The organism is Roseateles sp. FW301-B2, assembly GCF_058788955.1.
In genome coordinates, this window is the sequence record NZ_JBYTBE010000008.1 from 130,469 (window position 1) to 153,375 (window position 22,907).

At 69.6% G+C, this 22,907-nt stretch carries 19 protein-coding genes and 2 tRNA genes; 2 read left to right on the plus strand and 19 right to left on the minus strand.

Translation table 11 applies throughout. The features are described from left to right. The first annotated feature begins 51 nt into the window (after positions 1-51). Positions 52-1,950, plus strand: a complete 1,899-nt coding sequence (locus AC3WQY_RS08045; RefSeq protein ID WP_492707282.1) for a sensor domain-containing diguanylate cyclase — start codon at positions 52-54, stop codon at positions 1,948-1,950. A gap of 10 nt (positions 1,951-1,960) precedes the next feature. On the opposite strand, the gene AC3WQY_RS08050 is transcribed toward AC3WQY_RS08045, so the two are convergent. The 16 genes from AC3WQY_RS08050 to tolB all read right to left on the minus strand — a co-directional run bounded on the left by AC3WQY_RS08050 (position 1,961) and on the right by tolB (position 18,460). Continuing rightward, positions 1,961-4,756: a response regulator gene (locus AC3WQY_RS08050; protein WP_492707284.1), complete on the minus strand. Its 2,796-nt coding sequence runs from the start codon at positions 4,754-4,756 to the stop codon at positions 1,961-1,963. Between the two features lie 129 nt (positions 4,757-4,885). Continuing rightward, positions 4,886-5,740, minus strand: coding sequence for an alpha/beta hydrolase (locus tag AC3WQY_RS08055; protein WP_492707286.1), 855 nt, complete (start codon positions 5,738-5,740; stop codon positions 4,886-4,888). A 5-nt stretch (positions 5,741-5,745) separates the two neighbouring features. Beyond that, a complete protein-coding gene (locus tag AC3WQY_RS08060) occupies positions 5,746-6,342 on the minus strand; it encodes a nitroreductase family protein (protein WP_285231455.1) in 597 nt (198 codons plus the stop codon). 7 nt (positions 6,343-6,349) lie between these two features. Continuing rightward, positions 6,350-7,465: a transglutaminase-like domain-containing protein gene (locus AC3WQY_RS08065; RefSeq protein ID WP_492707289.1), complete on the minus strand. Its 1,116-nt coding sequence runs from the start codon at positions 7,463-7,465 to the stop codon at positions 6,350-6,352. 13 nt (positions 7,466-7,478) lie between these two features. Next, entirely contained in the window at positions 7,479-7,943 is a 465-nt protein-coding gene (locus tag AC3WQY_RS08070) for a TlpA family protein disulfide reductase (RefSeq protein ID WP_492707291.1), read from the minus strand. Positions 7,944-8,121: 178 nt separating this feature from the next. Then, a complete protein-coding gene (locus AC3WQY_RS08075; protein WP_492707293.1) occupies positions 8,122-9,792 on the minus strand; it encodes a methyl-accepting chemotaxis protein in 1,671 nt (556 codons plus the stop codon). A gap of 150 nt (positions 9,793-9,942) precedes the next feature. Continuing rightward, entirely contained in the window at positions 9,943-11,037 is a 1,095-nt protein-coding gene (gene apbC / locus AC3WQY_RS08080; RefSeq protein WP_285231451.1) for an iron-sulfur cluster carrier protein ApbC, read from the minus strand. Between the two features lie 60 nt (positions 11,038-11,097). Continuing rightward, positions 11,098-11,718, minus strand: a complete 621-nt coding sequence (locus tag AC3WQY_RS08085; protein ID WP_492707296.1) for a LysE family translocator — start codon at positions 11,716-11,718, stop codon at positions 11,098-11,100. A gap of 13 nt (positions 11,719-11,731) precedes the next feature. Beyond that, positions 11,732-13,324 (minus strand): glycosyltransferase family 39 protein, encoded by a 1,593-nt coding sequence (locus AC3WQY_RS08090; protein ID WP_492707298.1) that lies wholly within the window; start codon positions 13,322-13,324, stop codon positions 11,732-11,734. A 232-nt stretch (positions 13,325-13,556) separates the two neighbouring features. After that, positions 13,557-13,632 (minus strand) — tRNA-Lys (locus tag AC3WQY_RS08095). Positions 13,633-13,647: 15 nt separating this feature from the next. After that, positions 13,648-13,723 (minus strand) — tRNA-Lys (locus tag AC3WQY_RS08100). Between the two features lie 52 nt (positions 13,724-13,775). Continuing rightward, entirely contained in the window at positions 13,776-14,549 is a 774-nt protein-coding gene (locus AC3WQY_RS08105) for a tRNA threonylcarbamoyladenosine dehydratase (protein WP_285231448.1), read from the minus strand. Further along, the gene (locus AC3WQY_RS08110; protein WP_492707326.1) at positions 14,546-15,664 is read right to left on the minus strand and encodes a YeeE/YedE family protein; all 1,119 of its coding nucleotides are present in this window, start codon (positions 15,662-15,664) and stop codon (positions 14,546-14,548) included. Before AC3WQY_RS08110 ends, AC3WQY_RS08105 begins: the two co-directional genes overlap by 4 nt. An 87-nt stretch (positions 15,665-15,751) precedes the next feature. After that, positions 15,752-16,537: a tol-pal system protein YbgF gene (ybgF, locus tag AC3WQY_RS08115; RefSeq protein ID WP_492707301.1), complete on the minus strand. Its 786-nt coding sequence runs from the start codon at positions 16,535-16,537 to the stop codon at positions 15,752-15,754. A 1-nt stretch (position 16,538) separates the two neighbouring features. Beyond that, complete coding sequence (pal, locus tag AC3WQY_RS08120; protein WP_492707303.1) at positions 16,539-17,072, minus strand: peptidoglycan-associated lipoprotein Pal; 534 nt, start codon at positions 17,070-17,072, stop codon at positions 16,539-16,541. Between the two features lie 86 nt (positions 17,073-17,158). Continuing rightward, entirely contained in the window at positions 17,159-18,460 is a 1,302-nt protein-coding gene (gene tolB, locus AC3WQY_RS08125; protein ID WP_492707305.1) for a Tol-Pal system beta propeller repeat protein TolB, read from the minus strand. A gap of 222 nt (positions 18,461-18,682) precedes the next feature. Here tolB and AC3WQY_RS08130 point away from each other — a divergent pair, with 222 nt between their 5' ends. Beyond that, positions 18,683-20,311, plus strand: a complete 1,629-nt coding sequence (locus AC3WQY_RS08130; protein WP_492707307.1) for a rhodanese-like domain-containing protein — start codon at positions 18,683-18,685, stop codon at positions 20,309-20,311. On the opposite strand, the gene rng is transcribed toward AC3WQY_RS08130, so the two are convergent. The 3 genes from rng to rlmH are packed head-to-tail and all read right to left on the minus strand — an operon-like array spanning position 20,308 to position 22,904. Then, positions 20,308-21,792: a ribonuclease G gene (gene rng / locus AC3WQY_RS08135; protein ID WP_285231444.1), complete on the minus strand. Its 1,485-nt coding sequence runs from the start codon at positions 21,790-21,792 to the stop codon at positions 20,308-20,310. The genes AC3WQY_RS08130 and rng overlap by 4 nt on opposite strands. A gap of 4 nt (positions 21,793-21,796) precedes the next feature. Beyond that, positions 21,797-22,396, minus strand: a complete 600-nt coding sequence (locus AC3WQY_RS08140; protein WP_492707310.1) for a Maf family protein — start codon at positions 22,394-22,396, stop codon at positions 21,797-21,799. Positions 22,397-22,436: 40 nt separating this feature from the next. Further along, positions 22,437-22,904, minus strand: coding sequence for a 23S rRNA (pseudouridine(1915)-N(3))-methyltransferase RlmH (rlmH, locus tag AC3WQY_RS08145; protein ID WP_285231442.1), 468 nt, complete (start codon positions 22,902-22,904; stop codon positions 22,437-22,439). Positions 22,905-22,907: the final 3 nt, after the last annotated feature.

The window sequence follows — 22,907 nt, forward strand, 5'->3', positions numbered from 1 at the left end:
GGCAAAGACCAAGAACAGTACAGGGACTGGCCGCCCGACGCGGACCAGCGTATGCATGACAGCAAGGCGAACAAGGCCCGGGCCGCAAGCCCCAGGGCCGGGCAGGGGCAGCGCCCGGCGCTCTATGCGCTGACGGTTTGCCTGGTCGGCCTGCTGATCCTCGGCCTGGCCGGCCTGGCCATCTGGCAGGCCCGGGCCGGCTATCGCGAGCGTGCCGGCCTGGCGACGCAGAACCTGGCGCGGCTTTATGCACAGCGCCTCGGCGACCGTTTCGACAAGCTGGACCTGAGCCTGCAGCTGCTCTCCAGCGCCCATGCCGAGACGCTGAAGGCGGGCACTAGCCCGGCGGCGCTGCTGCCGGGCCTGCTCAGGCAGCACCAGCGCCTGCATCCGGAACTGCTGAGCCTGCAACTCGCCGACGCTGGCGGCCAGGTGCAATGGAGCAGCCGCGCCCTGGCGCTGCCGGCCCCGCAGGTGGCCGAGCGCCAGTTCTTCGGCAGCGCGCGCGACCAGGCTGCAGCGGCGCTGTGGGTGGACGGCCCGCTGCGTGCCGACGATGGCAAGACCTGGGTGATCGTGCTGGCGCGCCGCCTCAACGCAGCGGATGGCAGCTTTGCCGGCGTGCTCTACGCGAATGTCGCCACCAGCAGCCTGGGCCCGGTGCTGGCGAGCGCCGAGCTCGGGCCGGCCGGCGCCGCCACCCTGCGCAACGCCGAGCTGGCCCTGGTGCACCGCCATCCCGACACCCATGGCGCGGTGGGCAGCAAGGAGGTGTCGGCGCAGCTGCGCGAGGCCGTGCACCGCGCGCCCGCGGCAGGCGTCTACCTGGCCAGCACCGCCATCGACGGCATCGAGCGCAGCAACGCCTACCAGCGCCTCGAGCATTACCCCTTCTATGTGCTGGTGGGCCTGGCCACCTCCGCCGACCAGGCCGCCTGGCGGACCGAGGCCCTGACGTTGGCCGGCCTGGCCTTGCTGGCCCTGCTGGTCACGGCCCTGTCGGCCGGCCTGCTGTACCGCCGCACCGCCCTGCTGGCGGCGCGCGAGGCCGAGCTGCGCAAGGTCCAGCACCTCGCCGGCATGGGCAACTGGACCTGGGACTGCCAGTCCGGCGAGCATTACTGGTCGCCGCAGATCTACCGGCTCTATGGCCGCGCGCCGCAGGCCGGGCCGGCCGTCTACCCCGAGGTGCAGCGCTATTTCTCGCCGCACAGCTGGACCGCGCTGGCCGCCTGCGTGGAACGCTGCCTGCAGGACGGCAAGCCCTACCAATGCGATGCCGAGCTGCAACGCGAGGATGGCGCGCGGCGCTGGGTGCATATCTGCGGCGAGGCGGCCCGCGACGCCCGGGGCCGGGTGCGGCGCCTGCATGGCACGGTGCAGGACATCACCGCGCTCAAGCAGACCCATGCCGAGATGGAGCATTACGCCTACCACGATGCCCTCACCGGCCTGCCCAACCGCCTGCTGCTGATGGACCGGCTGCCGCAGGCGCTGGCGCTGGCCGAGCGACAGGGGCGGCGGCTGGCGCTGTGCTATCTGGACCTGGACGGCTTCAAGCCGGTCAACGACCGCCACGGCCATGCCGCCGGCGACCAGGTGCTGCGCGTGGTGGCCCAGCGCCTGGCGCAATGCATGCGCGGCAACGACACGGTGGCCCGGCTGGGTGGCGACGAGTTCGTCATTCTCATGAACCAGCTCGAGCAGGTGGGCGAGGCGGTGGCCGCGCTGCAGCGCGTGATCGCCCTGCTGCGCCAGCCCATCGAGTTGCACGGGCAACCCAGCGTGCGCATCTCGGCCTGCGCCGGCGTGGCGATCTTTCCCGACGATGCCGGCCTGCCGGATGTGCTGCTGGGCCAGGCCGACCTGGCGCTCTACGAAGGCAAGCGACGCGGCCCCGGCAGCGTCTGCCTCTACAGCGAGCTGGTCGCGATGGCGATCCAGACCTGAGCGGCCTGGCTCAGGCGGCGCTGCGCAGCGCCCGGCCGGCGCGCTGCGTGCCGTCCGCCTGATCGAGCCATTGCAGCAGGGTGGCGAACAGCCGCTCCGGGTCCACCGGCTTGCTGATGAAGTCGTCCATGCCGGCCTGCAGGCATTGCTCGCGGTCCTCGGCAAAGGCATTGGCCGTCATCGCCAGCACCGGCAGCTGCGCGCAGCCCGGCAGCTTGCGCAGCGCGCGCGTCGCCTGCAGGCCATCCATGCCGGGCAGCTGCATGTCCATCAGCACCAGGGCATAGGGCTGGCTGGCCAGCAGGGTCAGCGCCTCCAGGCCGGTCTCCGCCACATCCACCACCAGGCCCACCTCCTGCAGCAGGCCCTGGGCCACCAGCTGGTTCACCGGATCGTCGTCGACCACCAGCACGCGCCGGCCGCCGTGGCGCTGGGCCAGGCGCTGCTCGGCTTGCACGCCAGGCTCGGCGGGCAGCAGCCCCGGCACGGTGTGCTCGGCGAGCGCCAGCCTGGCCGTCATCCAGAAGCAGCTGCCCTGCCCCGGCGTGCTGCGCAGGCCCACCTCGCCGCCCATCAGCGCGGCGATGCGCTGGGTGATGGCCAGGCCCAGGCCGGTGCCACCATAGCGCCGCGCGGTGGACTGCTCGGCCTGGCTGAAGGCGCGGAACAGCCGCGCCTGCTGCTCGGGGCGCAGGCCGATGCCGGTGTCCTGCACCTCGAAGCGCAGCAGGCAGTCCTGCGCGCCCTGCTCCAGCAGCTGGCCGCGCAGCGTGATGCCGCCCGTCTCGGTGAACTTGAGCGCATTGCCCAGGTAGTTCAGCAGCGCCTGCGAGAGCCGCGTGGCATCGCCGCGCAAGGCATTGGGCAGGCCCTCCAGCTGCAGCTCCAGCCGCAGGCCCTTGGCCTGGATGGCGTTGCCGACCACGTCGACCGCCGCCGCCACCGCCTCGTCGAGCAGGAAGTCGCGCTCCTCCAGCTGCAGCTGGCCGGCCTCGATCTTGGAGAGGTCGAGGATGTCGTTGATGAGGCGCAGCAGGTGCTGGCCCGAGCGCAGGATCTTGTCCAGGCGCTCGGCCTGCGCGGGCGGCAGGCTGGCACGCCGCATCAGATGGGCCATGCCCAGGATGCCGTTGAGCGGGGTGCGGATTTCGTGGCTCATATTGGCGAGGAACTCCGACTTGGCATGGGTGGCCGTCTCGGCCTGGCTGGCGCGCTGCGCCAGTTCGGCGTTCAACTCCTCCAGGCGCCGCTCGGCCTGCTTGAGCGCGGTGACGTCGGTCACCATCGCGTAGAAGCCCAGCACCTGGCCCGCCACCACATCGGGCATGTACTCGGCCCAGGCAAAGCCCTCACTGCCATCGGCCTTCACCATGCTGCGCGCGAAGCGCTGCCGCTCGCCGCGCAGCACCGCCTGCACATGGGGCTCGGTGCGTGCGAATAGCTCGGGGCCCAGCAGCTCGGCCATCGGCATGCCCAGCATGTCCTCGGGCGCGCGCCCGTACCAGGCCAGATAGGCGCGGTTGGCAAAGCGGCAGGTCTGATCGGCGTCCCAGTAGCTGAGCATGCCGGGCATGGCGTCGGTGACGGCATGGATGAAGCGCTGCTTGCGGCGCAGCTCGGCATTGCTGGTCTGCAGCTCGGCGGTGCGCTCGGCCACGGTGAGTTCGAGCTGGTCGCGCTCGCGCCGTATCAGCTGGTGCTGGGCCCGCAGGCGCGCCTGCATATGGTTGAAATTGCCCAGCAGCTGGCGGATCTCGCGGCTGCCCGACACCGGCAGGCCGGCATCGAGCTCGCCCTGCTGGGCCAGCGCGCCGATGCGCTGCGTGGCCGCGGCCAGCGGCGCCAGCTCGCGCTGCACCAGCCACCAGATCAGCCCCCCCATCAGCAGCGCGATCAGCAGCGCACCGCCATAGATGCGCTGCTCCAGCGCATGCACGGGCGCAAACACCTCCTGGGTCGGCAGATAGGCCACCACGATCCATTCGGCCTGCTTCAGGCGCGCCGCGGCACCGAGGGTTTCGACGCCGCGCGCGTCCGGCCCCAGCAGCGGCCCCAGCTCGCCCTGCAGCCGGCGCTGCAGCACGCTGCCCTCGTCCGCCGCGGGCAGGGCGTTCATGGCGCGCTTGGGATCGGTGCTGGTGACGTAGAGCTTGTCGCGCAGCGACACCACGTGGAAACCGCCCGTCTCGCCATTGCGCACCTCGCCGGCAAAGTGGAAGGCACTGCCCGGCGCCAGCAGCTCGGAGCCGCACAGCACCGCCACCACCCTGCCCGCGGCGTCCTTCAGCGGCAGTGCCACGATCAGCACCGGCTGCTTGGCAAAGCGCCCCATGCGCGGCTGTATCACCGGCTCGCCGCTGCTCAGCGCCTGCTGGAAGTAGCTGGAATCGGCGTAGCTGGTGCCGATGAAGCCGCGCGCCGGCGCCTCGGCAATGCGCAGGCCCGCGCGCGAGATCAGGTAGATGTCGCGGCTGAAGATGGTGGCGGCGACGGGCTTGTCGGCCAGAAAGGCCGGCAGCGCGGCCGGCTGGCTCTGCAGCAGCGTCAGCACCTGCGGTGCCAGCGCCCTGAGCGCCTGGACCCTGAGCTGCAACTGCTCGTCCAGCGTGCGGGCCACGAACAGCGCGGTGGTGCTCTGCCCCTTGGCGGCCAGGGTCTGGAAGTCCTGGCGCAGGCCCTTCACCACATACAGCGACAGCGCACCCACGCCCAGCGCCGACAGCAGGATGCCGAACAGGGCCAGCTTGAACTTGAGCGTCGCGCGCCGCAGCAAGGCTCCGGCCCGGGCTTGCAAGCGATTTGGCATGACACACCTCTCCTACCCTGAAGCCCCCGGGGAAGGGCTGATCGGGCAGCAGCCAGCGTCTAACGCGCCATGTGGCGGCGGCCCATGGCTAGTAAAGCATGCCCGGCGGATTCTGCAAAGCCCAGCATCTCAGGGGTTTGGCGCGGCGCCGGCGGGGCGAAACAGCCAGCGCAGCGCACGCGCGAACTCGGCGCGCCAGGCCGCCTCGTTGTGCTCGGCCTCGGGGGCGACGTGCAGGGTCAGGGCTTGCGGCGGGTTGCGTCGCAGCAGGGTCTCGTGCATGCGGCGCGCGTCCGCGACCATGTCGCCCTCGCGCCCGCCCACATACAGGTACAGGCGCGCGTCCGGCGCCAGCGCACGGGCGGCCACGTCATCAAACAGCGCCGGCGCCACCCAGTACGAGGGCGAGAACAGCCCCGCCTTGGAGAACACGTCCGGGTAGCGCTGGATCGCGTAATGCGAGATCAGCCCGCCCATCGAGCTGCCCATGATGGCGGTGTGCTCGCGCCCGGGCAGGCTGCGGTAGCGCCTGTCGATCAGGGGCTTGAGCACATCGACCACAAAACTCAGGTACTGCGCCCCTTCGGCCGCACCGATGCGCGGGTGCGCGTAGGGGGCGAGCTCGTTCATGCGGCGCTCGCCGCCGTTGTCTATGCCCACCACGATGGCCTCGAAGCCCTCGCTGCGCGCCAGCTCGTTGAGGGTCTCGTCCACCCCCCATTCGCCGGCGTAGGCGGTGGCGGCATCGAACAGGTTCTGGCCATCGTGCATGTAGATGACCGGATAGCGCCGGCCGGGCGCGCTGGCATAGCTGGGCGGCAGGTAGAGGCGCACCAGGCGCTCGCGCCCCAGGCCGGGCATGGCCAGCGGCGCCAGCACGCTGACATTGGGCTGGGCGGTGGAGGCGACGGGCGCCTCGGCGGTGCAGGCTGGCCCGCAGCAGCACAGGGCCAGGACCATCAAGGCGTTTAGGAGTCGGTTCATCGCGCTCAGCCCTGCCCGCCCTGCCAGTCCTGCAAGGCCACATCCACGCCCGCCTTGCGCGAGGGGCCGCTGGCCCGCTTGGCGGGCGTGCCCAGGGCGATCCAGCCCAGCAGGGTCTCGCCGGGGGCGCAGAAGGCGGCGGCGATGTCGGCATTGCGCACCTTGGCGCCGCTGAGCATCTTGCCGCCATAACCCAACAGATGCGCAGCCGTGAGGAACTGCGCCAGCGCACCGCCCACGGCGGCCCATTGCTCATGCGCCGGCACCTGGGGATGGCCCAGGTCGATGCGCGCCAGCACCGCCACGGTGAGCGGCGGCCTGAGCGCGCGCTCGGCGTCCAGCGCGGCGCCGGCCTCGTCCTTGCCGGCGGCGCGCGCCGCCGCCGCGAACAGCTCGGCCATGCGCTGGCGCGCCGCCCCCCGCACCAGCTTGAAGCGGAAGGGCAGCAGCTCGCCATGGTCGGGCGCGCGCAGCGCGGCCTGCACCATCAGCCGCAACTCGGCATCGCTGGGCCCGGGTTCGACCAGGTGCTTGGGGCCGACGGAATAGCGGCCCAGCAGGGCTTGCAGGGCCAGGTCTTGCGGAGCCAGCGGCGCGTTCATGCCGGCCTCAGGCGAGCAGCTCGCGCGAGCTGATCGTGTACTTGAAGCTGTCGGGCGCCAGCTCGTCGAAGCGGCCGCTGGCGTTCTCGCCCTGCGGATACATCAGGAAGGGCAGGCTGGCCTTGCCGGCGCTGCCGGGCAGCTGCAGATCGTGCGCCGTGTTGTAGCCCACCCAGTTGCCCTCCCAGCCGCCGAACAGGCCCTTGGCCACCGGCGCGGCGAGCGGATGCTGCACGTCCTTGATCCATTCCGGCGTCTCCTGGCGCATCACCTTGAGCACATCGGCCGGGTCCATCGCCACCCAGCCGTACTGGCGCAGGAAGACCTCGGCGCGGCAATGCTGTGCGCCCTTGAGGCTGGCCGGGTTGGCGCCCAGCTCGCGGTAACCGAAGGCCGAGGGCGCCACGCGCAGGCCGTAGACATCGCGCGCCGGCACGCCCACCGAGCGGCACATGCCGACGAACAGCGCGTTCAGGTCGGCGCATTTGCCGCTCAGGTTGCCGGTCTCCAGCATGGTCTTGATATCACCATTGCCGCAGCCGCGCACCTTGGGTTCGCGGTGCGCGTTCACCAGCACCCACTGGTAGAGGGCGCGCACCTTGTCCACATCGCTGCCGGCGCCGCGGATGATCCGCTGCGCGGTCTGGCGCACGATGCCGTCGGTGGGCAGCAGCTCGGTGGGCGCCAGGCAGGCGCGCAGCAGGGCCGGATCCTCACTGGCGCGGCCGGGCTTGGCCCAATCCACCGCGCGGCTGCGCGTCTGCACGCGGCTGCTGAGTTGCAGCGTTGGCTCCTTCACGCCGGCCGGGAACGCCGCGTACAGCATGCGCGTGCCGCGCGCCGCATCCGCCACCAGCCTGGCCTCGCCCGCATTGCCGCTCCAGCTCTGGTCCAGCGTGCGCTGATAGTCGGTCTCCAGATCGGGCAGGGGCAGCCAGAGCTTGACGCCCCCCTGCGGGTCGGCCACCTGCACCGAGAGCGTCAGCTCGAACGTGCGCCAGGGGCCCACCTGGGGTTCGAAGCGGCGCGAGGCCTCGGCGGCCAGCGCCGCTGACGCGGCCATGGGCAGGGCAGCGAGGGCGGCGCCGGATTGAATCAGCAGTTGGCGGCGGGTGCAGGTCATGACGGAATCCTCATCAGGAAAAAAGCGGGGCGATCCACTGGCGGGCCTGCGGCCCGGTCCAGTCGAGCTCGCCCATCACGGTGAACAGGGCCTTGCCATCGCGCCCGAGCGCCACGGTGGTGGGCAGCACGCGCGCACCCCAGGCACGCGATGTGCTGCCGTCCAGATCGCGCAGCACCGGCAGGCTGATGGGCATCAGCTGCAGATAGCGGCGTATCGCGGCATCGGTCTCGCGCTGGTTGACGGCCAGCACCAGCAGGCCCTCGCGCTCGTGGCGTTGCGCCAGCAATTCCAGCGAGGGCATCTCGGCGCGGCAGGGCTCGCACCAGCTGGCCCAGAAATTCAGCAGCACCGGCCGGCCCTTGGCCTCGGCCAGGCTCCAGCCCGGGCCCTCGAAGCCGGGCAAGGCCAGGCCGGGGGTGGCCTGGCCCTTGGGCCAGGGGCGCAGCAGCGCGCCCGCGGGCTGGCTGCGGGCCAAGGCCGGGCTTAGCGCGGCCAGCCCGTACGCCAGCCCACCAGCCAGCATCTCACGGCGCCCGCCACGCCCTTTCGCACACACATCCAGACTCATCATTCCTCGTACTGCTCAAGAAAGCGCAGCGGTCAGTCCGACTGCCGCTGCGAGAGCCAGATGCTACGCGATCTGCCCGGGCCGGCTAGCTCAGGCGGAACACCGCCACCGCCTGCACCAGCTGCGCCGCCTGCTGCTGCAGGCTCTCGGCCGCGGCGGCGCTCTGCTCCACCAGGGCGGCATTCTGCTGCGTGGTCTTGTCCATCTGGCTGACCGCATCGCCCACCTGGTGCACGCCGGCGCTCTGCTCGCTGCTGGCGCTGCTGATCTCGCCCATGATGTCGGTGACGCGGCGGATCGCGTTGACGACGTCCTGCATGGTGCTGCCGGCCTGGTCCACCAGCGAGCTGCCGCGCTCGACGCGCTCGACGCTGTCGTTGATCAGGCTCTTGATCTCCTTGGCGGCCTCGGCGCTGCGCTGCGCCAGGCCACGCACCTCGCTGGCCACCACCGCGAAACCGCGGCCCTGCTCGCCGGCGCGCGCCGCCTCCACCGCGGCATTGAGCGCCAGGATATTGGTCTGGAAGGCGATGCCGTCGATCACGCTGATGATGTCGGCAATGCGGCGCGAGCTGTCGTTGATGCCCTTCATGGTGTCGACCACCTGGCTCACCACCTCGCCGCCATGCACCGCCACCTGGCTGGCGTTGAGCGCCAGCTGGTTGGCCTGGTGCGCGTTGTCGGCGTTCTGGCGCACCGTCGAGCCCAGCTGCTCCATCGAGGCGGCGGTCTGCTGCAGGGCGCTGGCCTGCTGCTCGGTGCGCGAGCTCAGGTCGCTGTTGCCCAGCGCGATCTCGGAGCTGGCGGTGGCCACGCCGTCGGCGCCGCTGCGCACCTGCGACACCGCGGTGGAGAAGCGCTCCACCATGCGCGCCAGCACGCCCATCACGCTGGCGGCGTCGCGGCTGGTGTTGGCGAAGCGATGCGCCAGATTGCCGGCGGCGATGGCCTCCACCACCGCCACCACCTCATGCGGCTCGCCGCCCAGGCGCTGCGCGATCCAGCCGCGCGCATACCAGAGTGAGCCCATCGCGGTGGCCAGCAACAGCAGCGTGAGCAGCACGGTGAGCGCGTACCAGCGGTCCTTGGCGGTCTGCGCAGCCTGCACCGCGCCCTCGGTGCGCTGGTCCAGCATGCGCAGGAACTCGTCCACCGGCTTCATGATCTTGGCCTTGTAGGCGTGGTAGGCCTTGTCGTGCATCATCGCCTGGGCCCTGGGCAGATCGGGCTCGCCCTTGCGGGTGAAGCCGCCCTGGCCGTCCTCGTACAGGCCCTTGACCAGATTCATCGCCACGGTCTCGGTCTTGACCAGATCGTCGGAGTTGGCGGCGGCCTCCTTGAGCTTGCCGAACTCGGCCTCGGTGAAGCCGGCCTGCTTCATGGTGTCCAGCAGCGACTGGCTGCGCCCGCGGCCACCGCTCGTGGCCGGATCCACCCCGGCCGCGCGGAAATCCCAGTAGATCTTCTCGTAGCCCTCGGGCCGCGGGCGCTTGCCGTTGCGGATGTCCAGCACCTCGAAGTACTGCTGCTCCCACATCGCGTCGCCCGTCATCACATAGGTGCGCGCCAGCCGGGTCAGATCGTCGGAGCTCTGGCGCAGCTCATCCGCCAGGCTGGCGGAGAGAAAGCGCGCGCTCTGCGCCTGGGTGAGCGTGTCGGTGGCCGCCCCGACACGCCAGATCGCCATGAACAAAAGGGCAATGACAATGCCCGTCGCGAGCAGTGCTGTCGCGAACAGCTGCTTGATCGTCTTCATCTGTAAGGCTCCCTGATACCGTTATGGTCACGGGCACGCCCAGGAGACTCCATGGGCGCAGCACCATGCCTGGACCGAGTATCGGACGCCGGCGCGCAGACTTAACGATTGTTTTGAGCGTCTTTTGGCCCGCTCATATAAAAAGTCAGCCTAACTGTTCTTGGAGATGTTGATGGTCGGGAACTTGGCCGAGTAATCCTTGGCCTGCGCGGCGATCTTGACCGCCACCTTGCGCGCGAGGTCTTTGTAGAGACGCGCAATCTCGCCGTCGGGTTCGGCCACCACCGAGGGGCGGCCGGCGTCGGTCTGCTCACGGATGCTCAGCGCCAGCGGCAATGCTCCCAGGTAGTCGATGTCGTACTGCTGCGCCATCTTCTTGCCACCATCAGCGCCGAAGATATGCTCGGCGTGGCCGCACTGGCTGCAGATGTGCACCGCCATGTTCTCGACGATGCCCAGGATGGGCACGCCGACCTTCTCGAACATCTTCAGGCCCTTCTTGGCGTCGATCAGGGCGATGTCCTGCGGCGTGGTGACGATCACCGCGCCGGTGACGGGCACGCGCTGCGACAGCGTCAGCTGGATGTCGCCGGTGCCGGGCGGCATGTCGATGATCAGATAGTCCAGCTCCTGCCAGCGCGTCTGGCGCAGCAGCTGCTCCAGCGCCTGGGTGGCCATCGGGCCGCGCCAGATCATGGCCTGGTCCTCGGCCACCAGGAAGCCGATCGACATCAGCTGCAGGCCATGGCTGAGCATGGGTTCCATGTTCTGGCCATCCAGGCTCTCGGGCCGGCCCGAGATGCCCATCATGGTGGGCTGGCTGGGGCCATAGATGTCGGCATCCAGCAGGCCCACGCGGGCGCCCTCGGCGGCCAGCGCCAGCGCCAGGTTGGCGGCGGTGGTGCTCTTGCCCACCCCGCCCTTGCCCGAGGCCACGGCGACGATGTTCTTCACGCCCGGCAGCAGCTGCACACCGCGCTGCACCGCATGGGCAATGATCTTGCTGCCGACCTGCACCTCCACCTTGCCCACACCGGGCAGGCTTCGCGCCGCGGCCACCAGGGCCTCGCGCAGGGCGGCATGCTGGCTGGCGGCCGGGTAGCCCAGCTCCACTTCGAAGCTCACATCGGCGCCGGCGATGCGCAGGTTCTTGATCTGCTTGCCGCTCACCAGGTCTTGCTGGGTGTTGGGGTCGATGACGGTCTGCAGGGCCTGCAGCAGGCTGGCTTCGGTGAGGGTGGACATCTTGTGCTGTGCGGATAGAGGCGCTGGAGTCTAGCCCAGCGCCCAAGGCCCTGGGCGCCCTCAGGCCTTGGCGCCGGCCATGGCCACGCCGAAGCCCACGAAGGTGATGGCGCCCGCGCGGTTGAGCGCGCGGCCGGTGCGCTCGGAGCGCAGCCAGCCACGCGCACGCTGGGCCGTGATCGCATAGCCGGTATGGATCAGCACCACCAGGCTCGCATAGCTGCACACCAGGAGGGCGAACTGGGGTCCATGGGCGGCGCGGGCGTCGACGAATTGCGGCAGCACCGAGATGAAGAAGAAGATCGCCTTGGGATTGGTGAACTGCAGCGCCAGGCCTTCGGCAAAGCGGCGGCGCGCCGACTGCGGCGTGGCCGCCGCGGCATCCTGCCAGCCCAGGCCCGGGCTGCGCCAGAGCTTGACGCCCAGGTACACCAGGTAGGCGGCGCCCACCAGCTTGATGATGCTGAAGGCCAGCGCCGAACTCGCCAGCAGCAGGCCCAGGCCGGTGGCCGAGATGCTGGCCACCACCAGGGCGCCGGCGGCGATGCCCAGAATGCCCGGCAGGCTGGCCCGCCAGCCCAGGCGCATGGCGTTGTTGAGCGTCAGCATCACCCCGGGGCCAGGGCTGAACACGGTGGCCGTGGCCATGGCGAGAAACAGCAGATAGAGCTTCAGCGACATGGCGCCATGGTACTCAGGGCGGGCAGGCCCCGGCGCGCTGAGGGGCAAGAATCGCCCACTCCACCTCCAGCTGCGGCCCGGTCTCGCGGCGCGTCCAGGGGATTTGCAGCTCGCCGCTGCTGCCGGCCTGCGCCAGCAGATCGCTCACGCGCGGGTCCAGTGGGTTGGCCAGGTCGCGCCGGTCCACCACCAGCAGGGCGCCGCAGTCGCGCAGCATGGCCTCGTGGATCCAGGGCGACTTGGCCGGGTTGGCGTCGATGTACACCATGGGCTGGTGGCGCGAGCGCACCGAGACATTGCCGGCCAGCCAGGTCTCGCCCACCACCACGCGCAGCGGCAGGCCCGGCATGCGTTGGGCCCAGATGGCATCGAGCTCGCGGCCCAGCCGCAAGGCCGGGAAATTGGAACGCGCCGGACGGGCACTCAGGTCGACCAGCCAGCCGCTGCCGATCGCCATGCCCGAGGCCAGCAGCAGCTCCATCGCCAGCCCCACCGCCAGCGTGGCCTTGGCCAGCCGCGGCGCGCTCACCTGCGGAATCCAGCGCAAGGCGAACACGCCCAGCAGGATGAAGAAGGTGGCGGCCCAGGCCGAGCCCAGGCGCACGCCCGCCACGCCCAGCAGCGAGGTCAGCACAAAGGGGCCGACCGCCATGAAGCTGACGAAGCGCCACTCGGGCCGCGCCGGCCGCTGTGCCACAGCCTCGCGGCCATCCTTGCGCAGCATCAGGTAGAGCGCACCGAGGCCCAGCAGCATGGGCAGCGCGCGCAACAGCTGGATCACGATGAAATTGCCCAGCCGGGCCCAATGGCCGAGGTTGACCGCGTCGTTCTCGCCATGCACCGCCTTGTCGACATAACCCAGCGTAGGCGCGCCCTCGCGCAACAACCATTCGACATGCGGGCCGACCAGCACCGCCATCACCGCCACGGCAATCAGCGGCCCGCCCCAGGCGCGCCAGGAGCGCATGCGCGGCTCGGCCAACAACCAGGCGGCCAGCACCACCAGCCAGATCAGCGCGCTGTACTTGGCCAGCAGGCACAGCGCCGCCGCGGCGCCGGCCAGCGCCCAGCGCCACCAGCGTCCGTCGCGCACAGCCAGCAGCGTGCACCACAGCAGCAGGCCCACCGGCATCAGCTGCAGGGTGTTGTGGTTGGCCATGATGCCGTGCACGCCGTGGTAGACCAGCAGGCTGGTCATCACCGTCGCGCTGAAGGCGCGCAGCGGCGAGGCCACCAGCAGCGCGATGCGCCAGACGAACCAGAGCATCATCACCACGTTCAGCTGCGCGGCGAAGAAGGTGACCCAGATCGAGCGCCCCAGCAGCAGGGTCCAGAAATGCACCCACCAGGTAGGAAACGGCGGGTGCTTGTAATAGCCCCACTCGAGCGATTGCATCCACACCAGCTGCTCGATGTTGTCCCAAGGTGGCGCGCGGTGGCTGATGGTGGCCAGCAGGGTCCAGAGCAGGAGGTGGAAGGCGAGAAAGCCGAGCGTGAGCCGGCCCATGTCGCGGTGGCTCTCCAGGTCAAGGCTCAGCCCGAGCAGGCGCCAGGGCGCACTTGCGCGCGCCGGCGCGGGCGCCGTGGCGCCACCGAACACAGTCATGGGGGTTCCCTCGTCAGCTCATCTCGATGGACGGTTTGACCGTCCGTCGCGCCCTCCTGCGCCCTCTTTTTCGGGGACTTGCGCGACAAAGCCGCAATGGTATCGAAACGTTTCTTTACAGAACACCCGCAACTCGGGAGGGATTACCAGCAAGACCGTGCAATCCGGCAGGAAAGTGTCCAACGAAAAAAGGACCTGTCTTGCGACAGGTCCTTTCGACGATTCGGGATTTTGGTGGGCCCTGAAGGATTCGAACCTTCGACCAACGGATTAAGAGTCCGCTGCTCTACCAACTGAGCTAAGGACCCACGAAACCACATGACTGGTGGGTTGTGCAGGATTCGAACCTGCGACCAACGGATTAAAAGTCCGCTGCTCTACCGACTGAGCTAACAACCCCCGTTCAGCAGAGCCTCAAATTATAGAAGTTTTTAAACGAGGCCTGCAAGTACTATTTCAAAAATTCTTTCACCAACTCGGCCGCCGCGGCCATGCCGAAACCGGCGGTGACGGCCACGCTGGATCCATAGCCGTGGCAGTTGAGGCTGCCGTCCAGATCGCAGGACTCGGCCGGGCGTTGCACCGGCTCGCGCGAGTAGACGCAGCTGACCCCGATCTTGCCCACGCGCGCGGCGCCGTACTGCTTGCGCAGGCGCTGGCGCAGACTGGCCAGCAGCGGGTCGTGGGTGGTGAGGGCCAGGTCCTGCAGCTCGACCAGATGAGGCTGGCGTTTGCCCCCCGCCGCACCCACGGTGACGAAGGCCGTGCCGGTCTCGCGCGCCCAGCCCGCCAGCTTCGCCTTGGCGCGCACCTGGTCGCAGGCATCGACCAGGCCGTCGATGGCGCGGCCCGCCAGCAGGCCCGGCCAGTTTTGCTCGTCGACGAATTCCTCGACCAGATGCACGCGGCAGGCCGGATTGATCTCGGCAAAGCGTTGCCGCAAGGCCTCCACCTTGGCCATGCCCAGGGTCGAGCTGAGCGCCTGGATCTGGCGGTTGATATTGGATTCGGCCACCTGGTCCAGATCGATCAGGGTGAGCTCGGCCACGCCCATGCGCGCCAGCGCTTCGGCCGCCCAGGAACCCACGCCGCCCAGGCCCACCACCGCGAAGCGCGCGGCGCGCAGACGCAGGTAGTCGCGCTCGCCGTAGAGGCGACGCAGGCCGCCGAAACGGCGTTCGCTATCTGCCTCCATGCCAGCCTCCATGTCCATCAGCGCCGTCATGCCATGCGCTCCAGGCGAGCCGCCTGCCAGCGCAGCGCCAGCACCGCGCCGGCCATGATGCCGGCCAGGGCCAGGAAGCTGCCCAGGCTCAGCGTCGAGATGCCCGAGAGGCCCTGCCCGATGGTGCAACCCAGCGCCACCACGCCGCCCACGCCCATCAGCAGCGCGCCCACCAGATGGTTGGCCAGGTCGTCGACATTGCGAAAGCCTTCCCAGCGGAACTTGCGCGTGGCCAGGGCCGTCAGCATGGAGCCGCAAGCCACGCCCAGGGTGCTGACGATGCCGAGATTCAGCAGCTTGCTCTTGTCGCTGTAGAACAGCAGCCAGTCCAGAGTGTTGGCCACCGGCGCGACAAAGCTCATACCCTCCATGCGCTGCTGGCCGTTGCTGCCGACGAACAATTCCTGCAGCGTGCTGGGATCCTCGGCCACATGACCGAGGCGCCCGCTCACCCACCAGAACGCCAGCACCAGCGCACCGCTGCCAAGCCCTCCCAGCAGGGCCGCGCCTTCACGCGCCTCGCTGCGCCACAAGGCCCAGACCAGCGCCACGGCACCGAACAGCAGACCGCAGGCCAGGGCCAGCCGGCGCGCATCCAGGCCCAGCCGGGCGGCCAGCAGGCTGGGCAGATCCTGCCCCGCGCCGAGCGGCAGCACCAGACGGTCCACCGTCTCCACGCGCAGCACCGCGGTGATGCCCTTCATGGTGGCAAAGGCGGCCAGGCCCATCACCAGGAACACCACCAGGGACTTCAGGTTGCCGGCGCCCAGGCGCACCAGGGTCTTGCTGCCGCAACCCGAGGCCAGCACCATGCCGACGCCGAACAGCAGGCCGCCCAGCAGGTTCGAGGCCCACAGCAGCTGCGGCGCCGCATAAATGCTCTTGCCGGCCTCCAGCCAGCCCAGCCAGACCATGCCGTTGAAACCCAGCACGGCCACGCCCATGGCCATCACCCACATGCGCATGCGCGTCCAGTCGCCCATGTTGACGATGTCGGCGAGCGCGCCCATGGTGCAGAAATGGCTGCGCTGCGCGACGGCGCCGAACAGGCAGGCCAGCGCAAAACCCGCCCACAGCACCTGGCGGTACAGCGCGGCGACATCGAGTTCGGTCAGTTCGGGCATCGTTGGATTCTAGGGTTCAATGACAAAGGCCCCGGGTGCGCGGGGCACCCGGGGCCAGGTCTTGCGCGCGAGGCTTGACTACTTCAGCGCCGCCAGGCGTTCCTTGCCGGCCTGCGCCGCCTCGGTGCCCGGATAGGCCTTGAGCAGGTCTTCCAGGCTGCGGCGCGCGGACTTGAGGTCCTTCAGCTCGATCTGGCAATTCGCCAGCGCCAGCAGGGCCTCCGCGGCACGCGGGTGCTCGGGGTTGCTGGCGATGAAGGCCTTGAAGGTCGCAATCGCGTCCTTGTAGTCGCGCTTGCCGTACTGGGCATTGCCCAGCCAGAAACGCACCGCATCGCTGTAGCCGCTGGCCGGGAAGCGCTTCATAAAGCCGGCGAGCGCGTTGCCGGCCTCGGCAAAATCGCCGCGCCGCACCAGCCCCATGGCAGCGTCGAACTGGCGCTTTTCCTCGGGCTCGACCTGGAACTCGCGGCCGTCCAGCGCCACCTTCTGCGGCTCCAGCGGGCGCAGGCGCGATTCCAGCGCCTGGGCCTGGTCGCTGAGCTTGCGCTGCACCTCGGAGAGCTCGCGTGCGAGCTGCTCGTTCTGGCCGCGCAGCTTGGCGATCTCGCCGCGCAAGGCATCGATCTGGCTGTTCAGGTCCAGCAGGCTGCGGCTGAGCGGCTGCACCTGCTCCTGCAGCTGCTTGCTGAGCTGCTCGAAGCGGGCGCGCTGCGCCTCCTCGTTCTGCTGCGACTTGGCGCGCAGATCCAGGATCGCCTTGCGCGCCTCATCGTCCTCGAACAGGGCCGCGCGCGCCGGCGACGCGGCCGCCGCGCCGAGCGCCAGCAGCAGCGTGACCAGACGGACTCGCGTGAGCCTCATCTCACTTGTCCTTCAGCTCGACGCGGCGGTTCTTGGCCCAGGCGGCTTCGTCGCTGCCCTGCACGGCCGGACGCTCCTTGCCGAAGCTCACCGGCTCGACCTGGGCGGTCTGCACGCCGATCAGCGTCAGGCTCTTGGCCACCGCCTCGGCGCGCTTCTGGCCCAGGGCCAGGTTGTACTCGCGGCCGCCGCGCTCATCGGTATGGCCTTCCAGATTCAGGCGGACCTTGCGGTCGTTGTTGAGGCGCTTGGCATGGGCCTCCACCAGGCCACGGTACTCTTCCTTCACGACATAGCTGTCGAAGTCGAAGTAGACGACGCGCTGGTTGGCCACGGCGGCGGTCAGCTGGGTGCCCAGGTCCACGGTGGCGACCTTGGTCTCGCCGGTGGCGGCGCCAGTGGCACCGCCGTTGCTCGGGGCGGTGACGACAGGCGTGCGGTTCTCGACCGGCGCCGGCTCATCCAGCTTGGTGGAGCTGCAAGCCACCAGGGACGCAGCGGCCAGTGCGGACAGGATCAGTTTGTGCATTTGCATTGTGGAGCTCCTACTCTCTTGCAATATCGGGTGAGACGGGCCGACTCGCGCCGGCCATGGAAAGCATTGTCGACGATCAGCGCCCATCAACGACCAAAGGGTCCCCAGGTCGGCTCGCGCACGTCCGCCAGGGTCGAGACCAGCTTGGCCTTGATCCTGCCGTCCAGGGTGCTGGTCATCAGCACGTCGCGGCCGCCCGAACGGGTGGCGTAGACCAGCAGACGGCCGTTGGGCGAGAAGCTCGGGCTCTCGTCATCGCTGGTGTCGCTGATCTGTTGCACGCTGCCGCTGGCCAGCTCCATCACGCAGACGCGGAAGGCCCCGCCGCCGATGCGCGTGATGTAGGCCAGGCTGCGTCCATCGGGGCTGATGCTGGGGCTGATGTTGTAGGCGCCGCTGAAGGTGACGCGCTCGGCGCTGCCGCCCGCCACCGGCATGCGATAGATCTGCGGGCCGCCGCCGCGGTCGCTCACGAAGAAGAGCGTGCGGCCATCGGGCGCGAACATTGGTTCGGTATCGATCGCCTGCGTCTGCGTGAGGCGCCGCAGGCCATCGCCGCTGCGGTTCATGATGAAGAGCTGCGAGCCGCCCTCGCGCGACAGCGTCAGCGCGATCTGCTGCCCATCGGGCGAATAGGCCGGCGCGCTATTGCTGCCGCGGAAGTCCGCCAGCACGCGGCGCCGCCCGCTGGAGAGGTCCTGCACCCAGACCACCGCCTTGCGCGTCTCGAAGGACACATAGGCCAGCTCCTTGCCGTCCGGCGACCAGGCCGGCGAGATGATGGGCTCGGGGCTGGCCAGCGCCACCTGCCCCCCCTCGCCATCGGCATCGGTGATGCGCAGGCTGTAGCGGCCGCCGGCCTTGGTGACATAGGCCATGCGGGTGGCAAACACGCCGCGCTCGCCGGTGAGACGCTGGTAGATCGAGTCGGCGATGCGGTGCGCGGCCAGGCGCAGATCGTCGGGCACCACGGCATGGCTTTCGCCACCCTGGTCCGCCCCCTTCACCACGTCCCAGAGCTTGTAGCGCACATCCATGCGGCCATCGGCCAGGCGCGTCACCGAACCCGCCGCCAGCGCATCGGCCTGGCGCGCGCGCCAGTCCACAAAGCTCGGCTGGCTCAGCTCGGACAGGCCGGTAGGCCCGTCGACGATGCGGAACTGGCCGCTGCGCTCCAGATCGGCGCGGACGATGGCCGAGACCGGCTGGCCGGCGCGCGCCTCATCGCGGAACTCGGGCACGGCAATCGGCAGCTGGGTGCCGCCCACGCCGGCGATCTCGACCCGGAACTGGGCCCAGGCCGGCAGGCTGAGGGTGGAAACGCCGGCCGCCATGAAGCGGCGGCGCGCGGAAGAGTGCAATGCGGACTTGCGATGCGGGTCGGTCATGTTCTCGACGAATGACTCCTGAGGCCGGAGTCTTGCAGGCGTGATTGTGCATGAGCCCGCAACGCCAATATGAAGGCGGGCCAAGCCGGCTTACAAAGGCAAACCTTGTCGTGCAGCCTGACCCCTCCAGGCCGCCGTTCGTCGCAAGCGGCCGGCCGGCGCCGGCGCGCCGGCGTATGTTCAGAGGCACCGCTGCGCGAGCCCTGACACCGGGAGAGCATGATGCCGAGACTGCTGAAGATCTGCCTGTTGTGGATGATGCTGGCCCTGCCCGGCCTGCCATCGCTGGCCCTGGCGAGTGACGCCGGGCCGCAGGGCCGGCTGGTCAGCGCGGGCTGGCTGGCACAGCGGCTGGGGCGGCCGGACCTGCTGGTGCTGGACGCCTCGCCCGCGCCACTGCACCGCAAGAGCCATATCCCGGGCGCCGTCAACGCCGACCTGTACGCCTACACGCAGGCCGAGGTGACGCCCGCGCAGCTGGAGCAGCGCCTGCGCGCCTGGGGCATCCGGCCCGACCAGCAGCTGATCCTCTACGACCAGGGCGGCACCTGGGCCGCCACCCGCTTGTTCTGGGATTTGCTGCATCGTGGCGTGCCTGCCGAGCAGCTCTACATCCTCGACGGCGGCATGGCCAAATGGAGCGCGCTCGGCCAAACCGTCACCCAGGAGGCCACGCCCGCGCCGCCGGCCGGCACCATCAGCCTGGGCGCGCCGCGGCAAGACGTGCGCGTGCGGTTGCCCGAGTTCCTCGCCGCCACCGGCGACCCCGCCCACCATGTCATGCTGGAGGCGCTGGACCCCAGCTACTACTACGGCGGCGCGGCCTTCTTCGATCGCGCCGGCCATGTGCCGCACGCCACGCTGATGCCGGCCGGCGACTTCTTCAATGCGGACAAGACCTTCAAGTCGCCCCCGGAGCTGGAACGCATGCTCAGGCATCTGGGCGTGCGGCCGGAGCAGCAGATCCACGCCTATTGCGGCGGTGGCGGTGCTGCCGCGGTGCCCTTCTTCGCGCTCAAGTTCATGCTGAACTATCCGCAGGTCAGCTTGTTCCAGGAGTCGCAGATGGGCTGGCTGCAGGACCCGCGCGAACTGCCGGTCTGGACCTATGCCGACCCGCATCTGCTGCGCGACGCCGCCTGGGTGAAGGCCTGGAACAGCCCGATGCTGAAGGCCTTCGGTCTGTCAAAGACCAGCATCGTCGATGTGCGGGCGGCCGACCAGTTCAAGCTCGGCCATGTGCCGCAGGCGCTGAACCTGCCGGCCGCGCAACTCGCTGAACAGCTGCGCAGCCCGGCACAGCTCGCCGGCCTGCTGGGGCGTGCCGGCATCAACGCGGGGCATGAGGCGGTGCTGGTCTCGGAGGGCGGGCTCAACGAAAGCGTGGCCCTGGCCTACCTGATGCTCGACGGGCTGGGGCAGGCCAAGGTGTCGCTGCTGCTGGACAGCATCGAGCGCTGGGCCGAGCAGGGCCAGGACGTGGCCCGGCCGAACCCCAACGCGGCGCCCGGCGCGGCCATCGCCTTTGCAGCCAAGCCGCGCCCCGGCCTGCTGCTGACGCGCCTGGCCGGCGCCCAGGGTCCGCGCGTGTTCGTGGCGTCGGGCCCGCAGCCACCGGCGCAGGTGCCCGATGGCCCCCTGCTGCACCTGCCCTACGCCCAGTTCCTGAACGCCGACGCCAGCCCCAAGCCGGCCAAGGAGATCTGGCGCCTGCTGGAGAAGGCCGGCCTGCCGCGCTACACGGAGATCGTGCTGCTGGGCGACCAGCCGGGCGCCGCGGCCGTCAACTACGTCATCCTCAAGCTGATGGGGCTGCAGAACGTCAAGGTCTGGCTGCGCGAGGGTGCCTAGAGCAGCACGATGTCGTAATGCTCGGTCTGGTTGGCCGGCTCGGCGGTGAGCGAGATCGGCTTGCCGATGAAGTCAGAGAGCCCGGCCAGATGCTGGCTCTCTTCGTCGAGCAGCATCTCCACCACATTGGCGGCGGCGACGACGCGGAACTCCTTGGGCGAGAACTGGCGCGCCTCGCGCAGGATCTCGCGCATGATGTCGTAGCAGACGCTGCGCGCGGTCTTGATCTGGCCGCGGCCCTCGCAGGTGGGGCAGGGTTCGCACAGCATGCGGGCAAGCGATTCGCGCGTGCGCTTGCGGGTCATCTCCACCAGGCCGAGCTGGGTGAAGCCGCCCACCGTGACCTTGGTGCGGTCCTTGGCGAGCTGTTTGCGGAACTCCGAGAGCACCGCGCTGCGATGCTCGTCGCGCGTCATGTCGATGAAGTCGACGATGATGATGCCGCCCAGATTGCGCAGGCGCAGCTGGCGCGCAATCGCGCCGGCCGCCTCCAGATTGGTCTTGAAAATGGTGTCGTCGAAATTGCGCGCCCCGACGAAGCCGCCGGTGTTGACGTCCACCGTGGTCATGGCCTCGGTCTGGTCGATGATCAGGTAGCCGCCCGACTTCAGGTCCACCCGGCGCGCCAGCGCGCGGTCGATCTCGGCATCGATGTTGTGCAGATCGAAGATCGGCCGCTCGCCGCGGTAATGCTCCAGCTTGGCGGTGGCCGCGGGCATATAGGTCTCGCCAAAGCCACGCAGCACGTCGAACTGCATCTTGGAATCGATGCGGATCGAGCCGGTGCGCTCGCTCACCAGATCGCGCAGCACGCGCTCCACCAGGCTCAGATCCTGATGCAGCAGGGTGCCGGGCGGCGAGCGGAAGCTGCGCTCCTTGATGGTGGCCCAGGTCTTCTTCAGGTAGGCGATGTCGGCGCCCAGCTCCTCGTCGGAGGCGTCTTCGGCGTTGGTGCGCAGGATGAAGCCGCCACCGCCGCCCTCCTCCGGCTTGCCCACCAGCGTTTGCATGCGCTGGCGCAGCTGCTCGCGCAGCTCGGGCGAACCGATCTTCTGCGAGATGCCGATGTGCTCGTCCTGCGGCAGATGCACCAGCATGCGGCCGGCGATGGAGATCTGCGTGGACAGGCGCGCGCCCTTGGTACCGATCGGGTCCTTGATGACCTGCACGGTCAAGGCCTGACCCTCGAACACCAGGCGCTCGATCGGCGTAGGCGGCGTGGGCGCGTCGCCATGGTGCGAGCGCGGCGTGGCGCCGTTCACATGCAGATCGGCCACATGCAGAAAGGCGGCACGCTCCAGCCCGATGTCGATGAAGGCCGATTGCATGCCCGGCAGCACGCGCGCCACCCGGCCCGAGTAGATATTGCCCACCAGGCCGCGCTCCAGCGTGCGTTCGCAATGCAGCTCCTGCACCGCGCCGTTCTCCACCACCGCCACGCGCGTCTCCTGCGGAGACCAGTTGATCAGGATGTCTTCCATGGGCTCAGCAATCTATTCCACATTGACGCAGCAACTGCGCGGTCTCGTAAAGAGGCAGGCCCATGATGCCCGAGTAACTGCCCTCCATATGCTCGATCCAGCCGGCGATCTGGCTCTGGATCGCATAGGCCCCCGCCTTGCCCATCGGCTCGCCGCTGGCCACATAGGCGCGCAGCGCGGCCTCGGGGATGGCGGCGAAGCGCACATGCGAGACGCTCACCAGCTGCGCCTCGCGGCCCGCCCAGCTCAGGCTCACCGCGGTGAGCACGCGGTGCGTGTGCCCCGACAGCCGGCGCAGGATCTGCAGGGCATCGTCGGCATCCACCGGCTTGCCCAGGATGGCCGTGCCCAGGGCCACGGTGGTGTCGGAGCACAGCACCGGCAAGGCGCGCAGCCTACGCCGCGCCAGGCGCGCCTGCGCAGCCTTCAGCTTGTTGTGGGTGACGCGCCGCACATAGGCGTCGGGCAGCTCGCCGGGCTCCTGCGTTTCCAGCGCCTCGGCATCCTCGTCGGGCCCCGGCAGCAGGGTCTCGTGGGCAATGCCCAGCTGCTCAAGCAGCTGACGCCGGCGCGGGCTCTGGGAAGCGAGATAGATCAAGGCCATGCGGCCGATGCTAACCCAGGCCCGGGCCCGCTCCGGCGCGCTATTCGCGATGGTAGGGATGACCTTCCATCACCGACCAGGCGCGGTACAGCGCCTCGGCCAGCAGCACGCGCACAAAGGCATGCGGAAGGGTGAGGTCGGAAAGGCGCAGCATCTCGTCGGCCTTGTCCTTCAGGTCCGGATGCAGGCCATCGGGGCCGCCGATGAAGATGGCCACATCGCGGCCATCGCCCTTCCAGCGCTCCAGGCGTTCGGCCAGTTGCTTGGTGGTCTGGCGCTCGCCGCGCTCGTCCAGCACGATGCGGCGCACGCTCTTGGGCAGGGCCGCCTCGAGGCGCTGCGCCTCGGCCGCCATCAGCTGCTCGGCGCTCTTGCCGCCGCGCGGCTCGGCCTTCACGGCCTTGAGCTCCAGCCGCATCTCGGGCGGGAAGCGCTTGGCGAAATCCTCGTAGGCCGCGTCCGCCCAGGCGGGCTGACGCTGGCCCACGGCCACCAGCAACAGGCGCATGCC